Raw genomic sequence first — 16,291 nt, 5'->3', positions numbered from 1 at the left:
GAGTTTGGAGGCGCATATCTGATGTTGGAAAATCAAGGTATGGCTTCTGATTCAGAAAAATCGGTTGCTCAAAACCCAACCATTTTGCGCTTCAACGTAAAAAATTTAGAAGGCACTTACAGGAAAATCCTTACATACGATAATGAAGCAACATTAATTAACAATGACTGGGGGAATATCGTCAGGTGTATTGATCCAGATGGTAATCCAATAAGTGTGAGGGCAAGCTCAGGCTTCTTAGATGTATAACAGGACCTTAAAGAGGTTCTACAATTGTTTGCCAGTAAACTAACAGAAGAGGCCCTTATCCCAGGGGGGGGGGAGCCAATCCTCTCTAATAGAAATTCGGTAAAGGCTCTTACTTTCGGAGCAAGGTGTTTTCTGTCACTGTAAAGTATATTTATCGTATATGGGGCAAATCTGTAATCGGAAAATAAATGAATCAGCTTTTCGCATCTAATATCATCTCCGATCAAAAAGGTAGGTATTTTTGCTATTCCTACCCCATTCAGCGCAGCTTCTCTTATTGCCATACTATTATTTGAAGTCATATAGGCGTCAATTTTTATCTTTTCGTTAATTGAGCCATTATGTTTAAAAAACCATTCTGCAAAATCCTCTTGGTATTGATATGCAATGCAACGGTGGTTTAATAGGTCGCTTGGTTCTTTTGGTGTACCAAATGCTTTTAGATAACCCGAACTAGCCACTATTGCATGGTTACAGGGAGCGATGGCTCGTGCCACAAAACGTCCGTCAAGGGTTTTGGATACTCTAATTGTTACATCGTATCCTTCATCCACAATATCCAGTTTTTTGTCATCGAACGTTAGGTCTAGTAATACTTCCGGGTATCGTTCAAGAAACGCCCCCATTAGTGGCGCAATATGAGTGACTCCAAACGAAAGTGGGCAATTTACCCTTAGCTTCCCCCTTGGTTTATCGTGTAAAAATGATACGGCTTCTTCAGCTTGTGCTAACTCATTGAAGCCTTTCCTGACATTCTCATAATATAGCTTGCCAGCTTCCGTGAGCTTCATTTTTCTTGTGGTTCTTAAAAAAAGCTTTGCACCAAGGTGATCTTCAAGACGAGTTACATATTTACTGGTCAGCGACTTAGTTGTATTTAAATATCTGGCTGCAGCGGTAAACGAACCGTTTTCTACAACAGCAATAAACACAGCAATATCGTTGATACCTAAGTAATTCATTGATTGGGTCTAAATTGGAAACAATGCGTTTCAATATAGCATCTTTATTCATCACTATCACGCCAATAGAATGGTGCTAGTACATATTTATCGGGATTTTAGTTATGGAAGCAACATCCAGTTTAGGGAAGAGGTTTAGAATTAGCTCTACATTTTTAGCATTGCTATCTTTGTTAGGTTGTGGAGGGCTGCTTGCTTTATCAACAAATCTGGCAAAGTATGCGGCGCAAGGGGGAATCGATACAGTTGCATTCTTAACCTGGTCTATAGCAGGAGCGGCCATTTTATTAGTTATTAAGTCTGTCCTGAGTGGGAAAACAATTCCTTTAGGGATCCCTGCTATTAGATATTTTTTTGTTTCTGGATTCTTCTCAATTGCGGCTGCAAATTTGATTTTTTTTAAAGCAATACCTCATATCGGGGTCAGCGTTGTTTCTTTGTTGTTGGCTATGCCTCCATTGCTAACCTATGTTGCGGCCCTAACTTTTAAAATGGAAAAGTTCAATATTGGGAGAGCAGCAGGCGTTGGATTGGCTTTAGTTGGGGCCTTGGTACTCGTAGTTGGAAAATGGCAGGAAGGCAATACGGCACAGGTCTGGATTATAATTACGCTTCTGGGTCCGGTTCTGTTAGCTGCAGGAAACATATACAGAAGTCTTGACTGGCCAAAGGGAGCTGCTCCAGAAGACTTAGCGCCCGGTATGTTATTGGCGTCAGCTATTCTGTTATTTTGTTCAGCTCAAATAATTCCAGGATTAACTTTAAAAGTAGAGTTAACGTCACATACATTCGGGTTAATCATTATTCAGTCCATGATTTTTGCAGGGCAATCGACACTATTATTTGTTCTTCAAAAAGTTGGTGGACCTGTTTTTTTGAGCTTGATCGGCGCTGTAAGCGCAGCCTTTGCAGTACCCATAGCTACAGCATTGTTGGGAGAAACCTTTATGCCTTCTCTTATACCTAGTGCTTTGTTTATTCTTAGTGGAATTGTTTTTCTTCTTTATTGCGGGCAAAAAAAAAGTAGCTGAATTAATCATACATTTAAGTTTTTCAATTAGAACGGAGTGTTGCTGCAATGCATAAGAAGGTGCTAATTTTAATTTTTGGAATTGTTCTATTTTATGGACGCGTAGTTGGTAAAGAGCTTGATATTGGTGCGGTATTTTCAATTCCACCATATATAATATCTGAACCTATCTCAGGAATGGAAGTAGATATCGTAAATGAAGCTTTGATGCTACAGGGGCATACCATCAAAGTTTCATTTTTGCCTTCGTCCAGAATTTATGAATCGGTGGCGGAAAAAAAGCTCGATGCTGGAATGACCGCTGTTGAATCTGAGGTAAATTCAAACTTATTCTTTTCTGATAGCCATATAACCTATCAAAATGTAGCAATTGCATTGAAAGATCGAAATTATGACATAACCGATATCTCAAAATTGTCAAATTATTCACTTGTCTCGTTTCAAAATGCTGCTCGTTATCTTGGTAATGAGTACAACAAAGTGGTGTCATCCCATAAAAAGTACTCTGAAAAAACCGACCAAACAGTGCCCGTTGCTATGCTGTTTTCAGGTCGCGTTGATACCATAGTGATGGATATCAATATATTCAACGCCATGAAAAATAAAGTTACGATGGTCAATACGGACAAGGAAGTACAAATCTTCGAAATCTTCCCCAAAAATAATATGAAAGTCGTTTTTAATGATAGGGATATGAGGGATAAGTTCAACCAAGGTCTCGCAGATTTAAGAAATTCTGGACGTTACGATGAGATTATCAAGAAGTACACGAGCAAATAAAATCTGCTACTCAAGACTCAAGACTCAAGACTCAAGACTCAAGACTCAAGACTCAAGACAACTCGCGCAAACAATTATTATTTTAGAATTTAATCTGCGGATACCTGTTTACCTTTAATTTTAAATCGGTATCCGTAGATGTATAGAACACATCTAATTAAATTGGAAACCCTAACCCGTTGTCCCACAAATCTCATTGACAATCGTTGTGCTCCTTGACAGCAATTTCTCATAGTTCTTTCCCGCAAATATTACCGATTCAATGAGCTAACGCTATTGCAGTGTCTGGTAAGTGAGCGTCTTTTTTCTGCCATTTGTAAGACTAATAAACAGTGTATCTGGTGTTTAATACAGTAAAGCATGGAGTGATTTTACCGACTTTGAAAATATCTACGAGTTGTCAATCCTCTTTTTCAATAAATTCTGTTTCACCTTTTTCAATAAAAGTGGTTTGTTCTGGCCATAGAGAGACAGAAATCACGATTATGACAATGATAAATAGTAATGCGAAAAAAAACTGATTGGTACTTATTGGGGGAATTTTAGGTTTATATTCGCCAACTGAAGCTTTATTGGCGTATTGTGTTTGGAACATAGGTTTAACGGGAAATGCCGGCACAAGTAGCATATAGCCATTGCGAGGAATCGTTTTTATGAATCTGGGGGTTTTGGTGCTGTCTCCTAACAATTGCCTTAATTTAGATATCGCCTGAGTTAATGATTCATCACTTACAACACCTTGCTGCGATATCTCTTCAAGTAATTCTGAACGTTTAACGATATTACCACTGCACTGTGCAAGCTTGACAATAATTCGAATCAAGCGCGGTTCTACATTACATTTATTGGCATTTACAGTGAGGGTATTGTTGACACTGTCTATTTGAACATCCCCAATTGTAAATCGATCACTCAGGCCTGATTTAACGTGTTTCTCTACCATTCTTCACATTTCTCAATGTTTTTCTTCAGGTATTTTATGTGTTTAAAACATAAATTTTTATCAATTTTTTAGCTATTGGAAAAATTATGAAAAAACTAATGAGAATTTATCTTTTACTGTTTGTTTCACTGTCCTCGCAATATGTGGTGGCTGATGCAAGTAAATATCAACACAAGAAAAAAATTGTAAATTCATTTTTTGATAAAAGAGTCATTTCTGAAGTGGTTGAGTCACATATTGATGAAGGGTTTGAGGGGGTTGTGGCAATTGCCAGCGATGAAGGGATTATTTATAGCAAGGGAGCAGGCTACGCTATTGATAATCATGCAAAATATACACTTTCTACTGTTGTAGACATTGCGTCAGTCTCCAAACAATTCACAGCAGCAGCCATAGTCAAATTAGCTGAACAAAATAAGTTGAATATTTCCTTGCCTATATCAACCTATATTTCCAACGTACCTGAAGACAAAGCAGATATTACACTGCATCATTTGTTAACTCATACCGCAGGACTTAAGCGTCACTCTGGAAGAGATGAAGAAAAACTAAACCGTGACACGTTCATAAAAAACGTATTAACCATGCCTCTTACATACCCCGTCGGCGACAGATACCATTACTCAAATATCGGGTATCAATTGTTGGCATTTGTCGTAGAGATAGTTTCAGGTCAGCCATTTGAGGAATATCTATATAACAACTTATTGAAGCCAGCAGGCATGTTTTCTACAGGATATTTGAAGCCTGACTGGTCTCGAAAAACTATCCCAGAAGTCAAAAGACTTTATGCTGGTTTCTCGTCACCATTGACCATGCTGGAAAGTACCGATGGAGAATTTTGGAATTTAATTGGCGGTGGTGGGATTTTAAGTACCGTCGGAGATATGACTCTATGGCATTTGGCATTAATGAACAACTCGGTGCTCTCAGATAAATCTCAGTCATTAATGTATACGCCTTATGTCAATGAAGATGAGGAAGGGTTCTATTATGGCTATGGTTGGTCAGTTGTTCCTAGAGACAATAAAGAACCTTTAATTTGGCACAATGGTATGAGTTTTTTTGGGAAAGCCGAGTATTGGAGGTTTCCTGAGAGTGGGCTAATGATATTTGTTTCTTCCCATAAAGAAAGTGTATCTCCCTGGCACTTAGCAAACTCCATTTCTAAAGCACTTGATCTATAGATGTGACTGAAACATGGATGTTTCCCTACGATTTTCAAGATGTTAAAACGGATCGGCAATTAGTTGCCGCTTAAAATTCATTTAATGACTATTTTAATTTTGCTTCGCCCTAAATCAGTGCTGAAAACTTAATGAAATGTTTCTTTAAAAGTTTAGAGGGGTTGTGGAATGTTTTTTGCTTTAAATTCGCAGTTTGTTTTATTGGTAATATTTAATGGAAATTAAAACATATATTAAAGTGGAAAGTGTTCTAAGCTTGGATTCAGAATCAAATAGAAAAATCAACAGCTATGATAAAAATAATGACATAGCAGTAGCCAATACTGACACAGTTCAGTTTAGCGAAAACGTTGAAATGGCTTCGAAATCAGAGTGGGACATTGCGCAAAAGTATAATATGGAGGCTATGACCGAGGAGCATATGATAAGCCTCGCGCAAGATCTAAAGGACGCTGGGTTAATTACTGCGGATGAACATGCAGTAATGAGTTTTCCTCGAGAAAAGGCACGAGAACGGTTAGGTGTTGATATAGATTTTGGGAGGAAGCATAACTACCTTAAGGAAAATAAAGAAAAGTTGGACTACATGTTATCAAGTTCATTTGGTAGTGATGAGATTAAAATACAAAAAGGGATTTATATGGCGTTACAACGATTAAGCGAAATTTCATAAGTAACATATGGTAAAGCCTAAATTTTATTAACTTTATTCCAGTTTGATAATGTTTTTTTGAATTTGAAATTTTAAACTACGCTTTTCAGCAATACTCGAATATGGCTGGTTCGTTTCTCTGCGTATTATAGTCAGGATTGTTATAATAATTCTTTTTTTTGTAATTTTTTTGACATTTTATTGTTGTAGTGATTCTGGAGGGGCTTTAAAACTGGCTGTGTGCAAATGGGGATTTAAGTGAAAGGTGGTTACCCACCTTTCAGGGAGACACACAGTGAGTGTGTACAGGTTCACTACGCCTGTAATTAAAATGTACATTATCTGAGTGCTTGATTGGGGGATTTGTGATGAATGCAATGAACATTGGTGTGAAAATGAGTGTTGCTATGACTAACAGATTTCCTTATTGCATGTAGCAACAGCCGAGGTGATAAATGATGGCGGAATGCTCAATTAAGCGACGATATTTTTAAAAGGTTTGCTTGGTAGTAAAACCGTTTGCCCATGCAGCTCTTTTACAACTTCCAATCGTTCTTGGAGAAATTTCACGCTACTTGTGTCACCTCTAAAATTTGCCGCTTCTATTGAATTGTTAATTTGGCCAATATAGTCAGCTTTTACATCTCCCAGTTCTGCCTGCTTTCCATCCAGATGAATTCTTCCCCCCGGAAAAATTATAGGGGTTGCCAAGTCGGTTATTCCTGCTTTAGTAAGAGCGTCATATTCGTTTGGAGTTATATTGTGCATATCAATATTAAATTCTACTTTAGTATCAACCACAGTATTAGAGGAGGGGAGTGATTTTGTTGCGTAGTCAGCCTTAGAGTGATTATTGTCAATAGTTTTTTGAATTGAAGTACTTGATAACTCTGGCGAAGTGGTTGTTCTGTTGATTTGCATATATCACCTATTTACAATTGCTTGATATCGGCTGTCTGCCTGAACACTTCGGAAAGCGGGTATCTACCTATCGAGCAAAATTTAACGTGTAAAAATTTTCAGGTTGTCAATTTGGCCAGGGAAAGTTTTGCCCCAGCCATCTGAACCAATAAGTAATCTTGAAGTCCGTGCTTTAGATATAAACTTATTATTATTTTTTTCTTCGAAAACTATTTTATTGTCAATTCTGATTTGTGTTGTGCCTTGTATTGCGTCGTACTCCAAATTAACAGTATGCCACTGGCTATCAAGCGGTACATTACTCGGAGCGAAGTAGTTCCAATTTGCACTTTGCTCGTCAGTAAAGATTAAAAACGTAATTCCATCCCTAGCAATTTGCACTCCAAATGCACCGTGTAACCAGATTGGTCTGGCCCATTTGGTTAACGAGCCTGTGATTTTTGCTTCAAACTCGATGCTGACAAATTTACCTTCAAAAGGTAAGGGGTTTTTACTCATACTAATAATGTAAATGTCTGGATAGGCGTTGAAGTTCACTGCAAAATTTTGCTCATGAGATTTCTTTGCGAAATTCTGAATTCCATGCCATTGCATTTCGATTCTGGGGGCGGACTTTGTGTTGAGGTTACTGTCGAAGCTCATTTGCAAATAGCTCTCAGCGCAAGCCACTTTTACTAAGAAAATTAATGCCAAAAGCATTTGTTTATTCTTCATGCCGCTGCAAATCACGGAGTTTGATGTACTTCATTGCTACTTCGGGCTCAAATTAGCTGAGTTCACTTGATAACAACAAAGGTTATATAGGAGAGCGTGAATAATATGTGAAATTCATTGAGCTTTATTAAGTGCTAACCAAAACATGACCTGAAAACTGCGTTTTTTTCACTATTTTTTCACTATCTTCACTTTAGTCTTTCTCCAAACTAGATGGTTTGTTCTAACACGCATCAGATTTTAAGTGTAAAAATAGGATTGGAGGAGGGGGAGATGTTACGAAGTTTGATTTGGCTGGGGATCATAATTACGTGCAGTTCTGTTCATGCAAACCTGCCTCAAATGGATTCAACGGGCATTAGTAATAAATTTTCACTTGAAATCCAAAAGGTTTATAAAAAATATGAGTTTAGAGGTGACTTTCTTTTCGCTGTAGTTACAGACCAAGGACTGCAATACTACACAACTCTTAATCGCCATGGTGACGTTGATAACGGGCTGGATATCAACACACCTTTTTTAATTTCTTCTCATACTAAAGCGTTTACAGGGACATTGGGGCAAATACTATCAGAATCAAAAGAAATTGATTTAAATGCCCCTCTATCTAAGTATTTAGATGCTCAGTTATATAATCCAAAGATTTCAAAAGATGCATTAACAGTTAAGCAGTTACTCAATCATACTGCCGGCTTCACGAGTGTGGCACACACATTTAAAACTGCATTTTTAGGCTATGAAAGCCAGCAAGATTTGTCGGAATCCTTAAATGAAACTGTTTTAGTTGCGAGTCCCGGAAAATTTAGATATTCCAACACTGGACCAATTTTGGCTGCGCAAGCGATAGAAGGTGCCACCAAAAACAGCTGGCAAAGCCTTATGATTCAAAGGATTTTTGTGCCTCTTCAGATGGAGAATACATCGTTTTCAACTAGACGGTTCAATAACAAATCAATCCTTCCAATGATAGAGGTCTCTTCTGAAGGGGAGTTGTTCAGGCAGGGCGTTTTTAAGTCTGATAGAACTCTACACGCTTCTGGTGGCGTCATCTCTACTCTCAAAGATATGGCAAAGTGGATAGAGTTCAATATTTCACAAGGTGACACACTCTCAGATAGTCCTTTGTTTTTCGAAAAGCTACACAATGCAACTGTTGAGCAAAACAAACAATATTTCACGTATTTAAGGAAAGGATACAGCTATGCATGGGATATCGCTGAATATCAAGATTGGAAAATCTTAACTCGTTTTGGTGGCTATGGCGGTATGAGTTTTCATGCTTCCTTTATCCCTGACAAAAGTATGGGGATAGTCGCCTTTTTTAATGAATCTACGGGATTCGCTCTGCCACACCTTGCTGCAAACTATTGGTACAACCTCAATTTTAATAAAGCCTCGGCCCAACAAGTTCTAGCAGAAGAACTCGTACAATTTGACAAAATAGTGCTTCGCGAAGAAAAAACGTTACTAAGCAATAAAAGTCTCGTTCGAGCAAAAAAGTTTGATTCCAAATGGTTAGGCACCTACGTAACCGGTGACAAAGGAGGCTGGCCGGAAATGCAGCTTTATCACGGTAAAGGGGGGATTTGGGCTAGATGGGGGGATTTGTCTGGCCCACTAATCAAAACTGAGTTGTCCGGAAGCAAGTATGTTGCAGCCCTTGGACCGATAAGACGTAGCCTGAAATTTGATTTATCAAACGATGGAGACCTGATTATTTTGAACGGTAGTATCAAATACAAAAAATTAATTTAGTAGTTGGTGGCTGGCTTAGCTGTTTATACATACTTCTGGAGTCGTATTTTAGCTAAACAGCAGGTTTACTCTGTTTAATTTACAACGCTTTATAACTAATTCGAGAACTATCCAGTTGTGGCTAGCTCGCAAGGTTATTAATTTTATAAACGGTAGGTATGTGATGTTTAAAAAATCGTTGAGTATATTAATTTTTGCGAGCGGAGTGCTTTTTGCGACATTTGTGGCGGCAGAAAAGCAGGCTACCTTTGATGAGTTTGATTTGGTATTGGAAGTGAACGATATTCAGGTCGGGGGAACTTTATTAAAGCCTAAAAAAAGCGCAACCAACCACTTAGTTATTATGTTGTCTGGAAGTGGACCGCAAGATCGGGATGAAACTTTAGATGATTTTAAAGTACTCGGAGTTGTTGCTGAGCATCTGGCGAAAAACGGCATTCCTTCATTCAGATTTGATGATAGGGGGGAAGGTAAAAGCACCGGTGATTTTGTAAACAGTACCCTGAATGATCACCGGAAAGATGTTGAGGGGATTATGGCGTTTTTCAAAGACCATGATAAGTATGGTTATGATACGTTTATTCTTCTTGGTCACAGTCAAGGTGCAATAGTTGGCGCTAATGTAGCGATTAACAACAAAGAGGTGGTCAAGCTTGTTCTTATGGGGCCACCTTCAGTTCCTTTAGTGGATATCGTACTTTATCAAGTGCGACAAGAGTATAAAGGCCGTTCTCTGGACAGGGCTATCATGGAAGAAGACGTGTCAGCCCATAATAATCTTATGTGGTCTCTTTCCCAAGGGCAGAAATTAGAGGACGCGCTTGATAAATTTTATCATAGTGCAGAACGTATTCTTAAGCTGGGAGCTAATCACCAAGAGAGCGATATTGAACAAATAAAGGCGATGGCAAAGAGAAAGACAGAAGAGATTGAAATTGTATATGCTTTACCTTCGCTGACATCATTTTTGTATCATGATACTGCCAGGGATTACGAAAGACTTGAAGTCCCGGTGCTAGCTTTGTTTGGCGGAAAAGACTTGCAGGTTACTATCGAACAGAATAAGGATGTTTTAGAAAGAGCGCTCTTAAAATCAGGCATCAAATATAAATTTAAAACCTTTCACGATGCCAATCATTATTTTCAGAAAGCTGAAACGGGCGAGCGCTCTGAATATGGGACTTTGGAAAAAAGGTTTGTTGGAGGCTTCCTGGAAACTATTTCAACGTGGATCGTTCAGTAGGCTTGGTATTGGGAATATCCATATTGAATAACCATTACTTTTGGAGAAAAGCTATTGTGTTTTAAGGTTTGGGATTTCCTTTATCCAAAGTAATCATATTCTGAATGTAAACTTACCTTGGCTGTTAACCTTTTGGATAAATCTAGTTCGTTATTTGCACCCCACGAACGGTTAAGCAGTTCTCGTTTTCGCTTGGTGAATGAAACTCGTTGCAAATATAAACTGAAAGGCTAACTCATTTGAGTATTCCATTTGTTTTAATGATTATTAAACTAATATAAAGCTTAGTGCTTGAATTGGCGATGTTATTATCTAACCCTTTTCCCGGTTATCAGCATTTTGGGATTTTCTTATTCTGCTAAGTTGGGTGGGTGTAATACCCAAATGGGAAGCAATGTGGTATTGAGGCAATCTATCTACCAATCCGGGAAAGTTGTGTTGGAATTTTAAATATCTCTCAGATGCCAGCTCCTGAACTATTTCAATCTCACGGGCATCTTTAGCTAATAGCCAGTTTTTTTCCAGGTATGCAATTTGGAATAACATGAGATCTGGATTTTTATTAAGTAACTCCCTAAACGTTTTAAAATTTATCTCTATTAGCGAGCTGTCTTCAATTGTTTCAAACGTTAGATAGGATGGAGTATTTGTTAACAGGGCTGCCATTGAACCTGGATACATTCCTTCATCAAAAAAGTTTTTGTTGTATTCCTGACCTTTTTCATTTGTTACGTAGCATCTAACTAGCCCAGAAGCGACAAAAGCAAATGAGTTGGGAATGACTCCCGCTTGATAGACCATTTCGTTTTTCTTGAAGTGTCTGAGTTGACACCCGGTCTTTAGTTGCCGCCAAGTCGATTCGGTGATTGGAGAGTAACTGTCGAAAGACGTTTTCAAAAGTTCAAGGGCAGATTCAACCTGCATTTAAGGTTACTCCTAAAATTCCCTGTCCAGGTGCATTACTTTTTTTTGAAGTACGTCATCTTACAACTTTTTGTTTAGTTATTCTCAAAACAACTTAAATTTTCGTTCAGATTTACATATGTAAATGTCATTTGTGACAACTGCCCATAGAATCCGCCACTGCGAAGATTTATACAACACAATACAAAACTCTGAATTTCAGAGGTATCAATATGGAGGCCCGTGGTGACTAAGAAAATATTGCTATTTATTGTTTTCGGATTTTTACAGCTTAAAACGGCTTATGGCAATACTGTCATAGCTGAAATGAACAGTGTTGAGCAATTGACAAGTTTTAATTTTCAAGTTGAGTCGGTTAGAAAAGTCGATGTTTCAAGCGAAGTAAGTGGAAGAATTGAGCTGATAGGTTTTCATTTTGGAGAGAAAGTCTCAAAAGGGCAGGTTTTGTTTCAGATTAATCGCAATAAAGTAAAACCTTTATTGGATAAAGTTGAGCATGAAATTGCTTTCTTAAAAAAAGAACTGAATAGAGCTCAGAAGTCAGTGGACGCAGGTGGAGTATCTGATTCTCAGCTTAACAAATTAAAAAGTGACCTGGATATAGCACTTTCCGAAAGATTGGTTGTTGTACAGGAATTGGCTAAGACAGAAATTGTCGCTCCTTTTGATGGTTTTATTACGAAACATGAACTGCAGGTTGGTGATGTAGTAAATGCCGGAGAACCTCTGCTGACTTTGTATGATGGAAGTGAGTTTGTGTATTTGGATGTTTTTATCCCGGTACGATATGCAAACTTTTTACAAGTAGGCCAGTTGTTAACAGCGACCTATCATGATGATTCGATCAACCTGGAAGTCGTTCATATATCTCCCGGTGTGGACAGCGAAAATCGCTTGCAGTCGGTACGCTTTTTAGCTGAGAAAAGGGAGTTATTTGTACCGGGTATGCAGTCGACAATTTCACTTGCTATTAAAAAAATTCAGGCGGCTAAACTTTCTGCAAACGCAATACTCTTCGATGCTAATGGGCCCTATGTTTTTGTCAAAAACCAGGAGTGCCTTGAAGTTAGCCGGATTGAGTTTAACTATCATGACGACGAATCAGTAATGGTTTATGCAGGTATCGAACAGGGGCAAATGATAGTCAACGATGGTGCCATTAAAGCACTTTGGGGGGCTCCTCTATGCTGAATTTCATGACTTCCTTCATAACCCACAGAACCCTTGTGTTGAGTGTAATACTTTTGATTCTTGCTGGCGCGGTAATGGCGTTTCAGTCGTTGCCAGTACAGCAATATCCTTTGATTAATAGTGTTTCTATTGAGATAGAGACCTATTTAAGTGGGGCTCATGCAGATGACGTTAATACTTTTGTTACCAAACCTTTGGAGCAACAGTTAAGTTCAGTAGACGGTGTAGACTATATCGATGCTCGTAGTTCGGATAACTTGAGTAAAATCACCCTGTGGCTAAATTTAAATGTGTCCGCGCAGGATGTCATTGGCGATGTAAATGCAAAACTTACCTCAGCTCGTTCTGTTTTGCCTAAAAATACGGAATTTCCGAATGTACAGGTAAAGAGAACTGATCGCCCTTGGGCTACTTTTTATGTGAGTTTCGCTTCAGATGTTCACTCGATCAGTTACTTAACAGATGAAGTGGATAAAAATGTCAGGCCGCTACTTGCTTCTATACCTGGTGTGCAACGAGTATCTATGGAGGCTCCCTCATATCCTGCAATTCGGATATATTTTGATATTGATTCCCTTAATGACTTTGGGATAACACCTTCAGAGGTTGTTTCTCAATTGAGTAAGAATCACAGTATTGCTTCTATTGGCCACTTTAAAACCACGATTAAGGACATTTTCATCACTTCCAATTCATTGAATCGCACGTTGGAAGATTTCTCCAAAATGCGAATTGACTTGAATAATGGAACATCTGTGCCGTTAAATTTACTTGCTTCATTGGATTTTGGACAAGAAAAACCGATGCAAAAAGGCTTTTTTTCTAAAGATGATGCATTTTATCTTGGTGTTTGGCCTGCGCCTGGGGTGAATGAAATTGAGTTGGGAGATAGCTTAGAAGAGAAAATTGAAGATATCAGAACGTTGCTCCCTGAACAGACAAAAATGGTTCTAAACTATGATGCCACTCGATATATGAGGGAAGCACTATCTGAAGTAGGGAAAACTTTATTGGAAACTGTTTTTATTGTGGCCTTAGTCATACTAGTCTTTCTGGGAAAGTTTAGAACGGTCAGCATTCCCGTTTTAACCATTCCACTTTCAATCGCTCTTACCCTGATTGTCATCAGTCTGTGTGGATTCTCCATCAATTTGTTAACGGTATTGGCAATAGTGCTTTCTATTGGATTAGTTGTTGATGATGCGATAGTAATGGTCGAATTTATCGACCGAAAAGTTCGTTCAGGAACTTCCCCTTTTGAGGCCGCTAAACTCAGTATTCAAACGCTGACGAAGCCGATCGTGTCCATGACATTAACTATGGCCGTGGTGTTTTTCCCTATTTCTCTGATAGACGGCATTTCTGGAGCATTGTTTTTTGAGTTTGCAATAACAATGTCTGTTTTATTATTGTCTTCAGGTATTGTGTGTCTGTTTTTAACCCCTTATTTGAGCACCCGGTTTGTTGCTCAATCTACACCAAATAAACTTCAACTTTTTACCGGTCGAATTGAAGAGAGATTAACCCGGACATATATTAAAGTACTCCGCAGAGTGCTAAATGTGCCCCTTGTTCCGCTCTTGGTAGTGATTTTGGCGCTGTTTTTTATATATCCCCTATATAATATGGCCAAACAAGAGTTGGCACCTACAGAAGATCAGGGGGGCATTGGCCTTGTTTTTGAATCATATCCCGATTCAAGTCTTGAGTTTACCTTAAAGCAAAGTAAGGCGAGTGTAGAGGGGCCGCTCTCAATAGATGGAGTTGACTACGTTTGGGCTCTTATTTCCAATACTACTGGGTTTGGCGGGTTGGAGCTGCTGGATTGGTCCGACAGAGAGTTAAATGCTTTCGAAATATATGAACAGGCTAGTAAATCATTATTGGGCAATGAGCAAATTATTGCTTATCCGTTTTTATATCCGCCATTGCCAGGGGCCGGAAACTTTGATGTTGAGCTGGTGGTTAAGTTAAATGAAGATGTTGAGGATCTTAATGCGATAGCTCAAAAAGCCGTTGGCGCAATGAATGCGACTGGGGCATTCTTTTTTGTAGACACAAATATCAAAGAAGATAAGCCTTCAATTTATCTGAACGTTAATTGGGATGAAGCCAATCGACTGGGGGTAACTGCAGATTTGCTAAATTCAGAGTTATCTGTACTTTTCACCGAGTACCGTGTTGCACGGTTTCCAATGCAGGGGCGGAGTTATGAGGTTATACCCAGTATTAGCACAAGTGATGCAATGACCATGGATAGGTTAATGGGAATAAATGTTAAGTCTGTCCGAGGCAAAAGGATCCCATTGTCAGAGTTTGCTACTTTTGAAATGCGTACAAGTCATAGAGAAGTTAGTCGATTTCAACAAAAAAATGCAATTCACTTGTTTGGCTTAAAAGTACCCACAGAAACCAAAGAATCTTCGTTGAGAAAGGCTATTGGAGCATTGAATGAAGTGCTTCCGTTAAATAGTCAAATTGATTTTAAAGGTGAATCTCGTCAAATTGAGCAAAGTGAAACATCTATTTTTTATACAATCACTTTGGCTTTGTTCCTGGTCTTCTTGGTTTTAAGTGTGCAATTTAATGGGTTTTCTATACCAGCAGCAATACTGGCAAGCACAGTACCTTTGTCAATTTTTGCCGCTTTGCTTTTTACCGCGTTCGACTTTACTTCTATCAATATTTACTCTCAAATTGGATTGCTTACATTGGCGGGTTTAATTACAAAAAATGGAATCTTGGTGGCTGAGTATGCCGAGGCGGCGTGGCAGAATAAAAGTAATTTAGTGGAAACAACTCTTATTGCCGCAAGCGAGCGCTTCAGACCAATATTAATGACGTCTGTAGCGACTGTTTTTGGTCATTTGCCATTGGTTTTCGTAACCGGGGCTGGTGCGGAGGCCAGAAACAGTATAGGTATAGTTTTAGTCGCCGGAATGGCGATTGGGTCATTAGTTAGCTTGTTTGTAACTCCATCCATTTATCTATTAACCAAACGATATTTGCATTCAGAGCAAAGTAAGTGTTCAACTCTGGAAAGTGGTGTAACCCGCGTTTAAAACTTCTGTGTTGGGGAGCGCTGTCTAGCTCCCCATCTTAATTTTCAGAATACCTTTCATATTCGGACTAAAATCCATGAATTTCTTGATTGCTCCAACTCTAAATTAGTCATTATTAATGAGCTTTGCGTGTTATTAAACTTCTGGGAGGTTTAAGCTGTAAAGGAAAAATAAGTGACAACAATTGAGTTTTTTCATGATGCCGTATGTGGCTGGTGCTATCTACTTTCGCCCAGACTGCGACAACTAAGTGAAAAGTACAACGTTAAAGTGATTCATCGTGCTTTTGTATTACAAAAAAGTGAAGATGAAATGATTGTGCGTTTTGGTTCAATGGCGCAGGCAAAACAAGAAATACTAAATCACTGGCGACATTGCCAGCTCAACGCAGAAGATCCAAATAGAATTGACATTGAAGGGATGCGAAATGCAAACTTCAATTATCCAAGTGGGCTTAATGCTGCTTTAGCGGCGAAAACTGCGGAAATCTTTGGTGGACATATTGGTCACTGGGACTATTTTGATGCTGTTCAAACTGCACACTTGAAGCACAATTTAAATATTTCTGACACTTCTGTTCTCTTAAATATTGCAGAGAGATTAGGTTATTTTAGAGAACAGTTTATTGATGTCATGATGCATCAAGACACTTTGTCGTTGGTGAACTCTGACAATAAG

At 38.6% G+C, this 16,291-nt stretch carries 15 protein-coding genes; 10 read left to right on the top strand and 5 right to left on the bottom strand.

Annotated elements, in window-relative coordinates; all coding sequences use genetic code 11:
- Positions 1-116: 116 nt before the first annotated feature.
- Positions 117-1,211 carry a LysR family transcriptional regulator gene (locus LJ740_RS10170; protein ID WP_229528989.1) on the bottom strand — a complete coding sequence of 365 codons (1,095 nt, stop codon included), beginning with the start codon at positions 1,209-1,211 and terminating at the stop codon, positions 117-119.
- Between the two features lie 104 nt (positions 1,212-1,315).
- Here LJ740_RS10170 and LJ740_RS10165 point away from each other — a divergent pair, with 104 nt between their 5' ends.
- Positions 1,316-2,242 (top strand): DMT family transporter, encoded by a 927-nt coding sequence (locus tag LJ740_RS10165; RefSeq protein WP_229528988.1) that lies wholly within the window; start codon positions 1,316-1,318, stop codon positions 2,240-2,242.
- Between the two features lie 47 nt (positions 2,243-2,289).
- Positions 2,290-3,021, top strand: a complete 732-nt coding sequence (locus LJ740_RS10160) for a substrate-binding periplasmic protein (protein ID WP_229528987.1) — start codon at positions 2,290-2,292, stop codon at positions 3,019-3,021.
- A gap of 400 nt (positions 3,022-3,421) precedes the next feature.
- On the opposite strand, the gene LJ740_RS10155 is transcribed toward LJ740_RS10160, so the two are convergent.
- The gene (locus tag LJ740_RS10155; RefSeq protein ID WP_229528986.1) at positions 3,422-3,964 is read right to left on the bottom strand and encodes a winged helix-turn-helix domain-containing protein; all 543 of its coding nucleotides are present in this window, start codon (positions 3,962-3,964) and stop codon (positions 3,422-3,424) included.
- 86 nt (positions 3,965-4,050) lie between these two features.
- On the opposite strand from LJ740_RS10155, the gene LJ740_RS10150 reads away from it, so the two are divergent.
- Together LJ740_RS10150 and LJ740_RS10145 are read left to right on the top strand one after the other, a co-directional pair.
- Positions 4,051-5,151, top strand: a complete 1,101-nt coding sequence (locus tag LJ740_RS10150) for a serine hydrolase domain-containing protein (RefSeq protein WP_229528985.1) — start codon at positions 4,051-4,053, stop codon at positions 5,149-5,151.
- Between the two features lie 214 nt (positions 5,152-5,365).
- Entirely contained in the window at positions 5,366-5,824 is a 459-nt protein-coding gene (locus LJ740_RS10145; RefSeq protein ID WP_229528984.1) for a hypothetical protein, read from the top strand.
- 453 nt (positions 5,825-6,277) lie between these two features.
- Here LJ740_RS10145 and LJ740_RS10140 read toward each other — a convergent pair whose 3' ends face one another.
- Together LJ740_RS10140 and LJ740_RS10135 are read right to left on the bottom strand one after the other, a co-directional pair.
- On the bottom strand, positions 6,278-6,724 hold the full coding sequence (locus tag LJ740_RS10140) for a hypothetical protein (RefSeq protein WP_229528983.1): 447 nt from the start codon (positions 6,722-6,724) through the stop codon (positions 6,278-6,280).
- An 81-nt stretch (positions 6,725-6,805) separates the two neighbouring features.
- Positions 6,806-7,438 (bottom strand): LamG domain-containing protein, encoded by a 633-nt coding sequence (locus LJ740_RS10135; RefSeq protein WP_229528982.1) that lies wholly within the window; start codon positions 7,436-7,438, stop codon positions 6,806-6,808.
- Positions 7,439-7,711: 273 nt separating this feature from the next.
- Here LJ740_RS10135 and LJ740_RS10130 point away from each other — a divergent pair, with 273 nt between their 5' ends.
- The 3 genes from LJ740_RS10130 (at position 7,712) to LJ740_RS10120 (ending at position 10,670) form a co-directional block, all read left to right on the top strand.
- The gene (locus tag LJ740_RS10130) at positions 7,712-9,193 is read left to right on the top strand and encodes a serine hydrolase domain-containing protein (RefSeq protein ID WP_229528981.1); all 1,482 of its coding nucleotides are present in this window, start codon (positions 7,712-7,714) and stop codon (positions 9,191-9,193) included.
- 163 nt (positions 9,194-9,356) lie between these two features.
- Positions 9,357-10,436 carry an alpha/beta hydrolase family protein gene (locus LJ740_RS10125; RefSeq protein ID WP_229528980.1) on the top strand — a complete coding sequence of 360 codons (1,080 nt, stop codon included), beginning with the start codon at positions 9,357-9,359 and terminating at the stop codon, positions 10,434-10,436.
- 117 nt (positions 10,437-10,553) lie between these two features.
- Positions 10,554-10,670, top strand: a complete 117-nt coding sequence (locus LJ740_RS10120) for a DUF6058 family natural product biosynthesis protein (protein ID WP_324255608.1) — start codon at positions 10,554-10,556, stop codon at positions 10,668-10,670.
- 78 nt (positions 10,671-10,748) lie between these two features.
- On the opposite strand, the gene LJ740_RS10115 is transcribed toward LJ740_RS10120, so the two are convergent.
- On the bottom strand, positions 10,749-11,360 hold the full coding sequence (locus LJ740_RS10115) for a Crp/Fnr family transcriptional regulator (protein WP_229528979.1): 612 nt from the start codon (positions 11,358-11,360) through the stop codon (positions 10,749-10,751).
- 225 nt (positions 11,361-11,585) lie between these two features.
- On the opposite strand from LJ740_RS10115, the gene LJ740_RS10110 reads away from it, so the two are divergent.
- From LJ740_RS10110 to LJ740_RS10100, 3 genes are all read left to right on the top strand, one after another.
- Positions 11,586-12,551: an efflux RND transporter periplasmic adaptor subunit gene (locus LJ740_RS10110; RefSeq protein ID WP_229528978.1), complete on the top strand. Its 966-nt coding sequence runs from the start codon at positions 11,586-11,588 to the stop codon at positions 12,549-12,551.
- Positions 12,545-15,613: an efflux RND transporter permease subunit gene (locus LJ740_RS10105; RefSeq protein ID WP_229528977.1), complete on the top strand. Its 3,069-nt coding sequence runs from the start codon at positions 12,545-12,547 to the stop codon at positions 15,611-15,613. The genes LJ740_RS10110 and LJ740_RS10105 overlap by 7 nt, the downstream gene beginning before the upstream one ends.
- A gap of 174 nt (positions 15,614-15,787) precedes the next feature.
- Positions 15,788-16,291: DsbA family oxidoreductase (locus LJ740_RS10100; protein WP_229528976.1), on the top strand; the 504-nt coding region annotated here is incomplete at its 3' end.

The sequence above is a fragment of the Planctobacterium marinum genome (genome assembly GCF_020687805.1).
Taxonomy (GTDB): Bacteria; Pseudomonadota; Gammaproteobacteria; order Enterobacterales; family Alteromonadaceae; genus Planctobacterium; species Planctobacterium marinum.
Note: the sequence above shows the minus strand (reverse complement) of the source record. Positions and strands in the feature narration are given on the sequence as shown.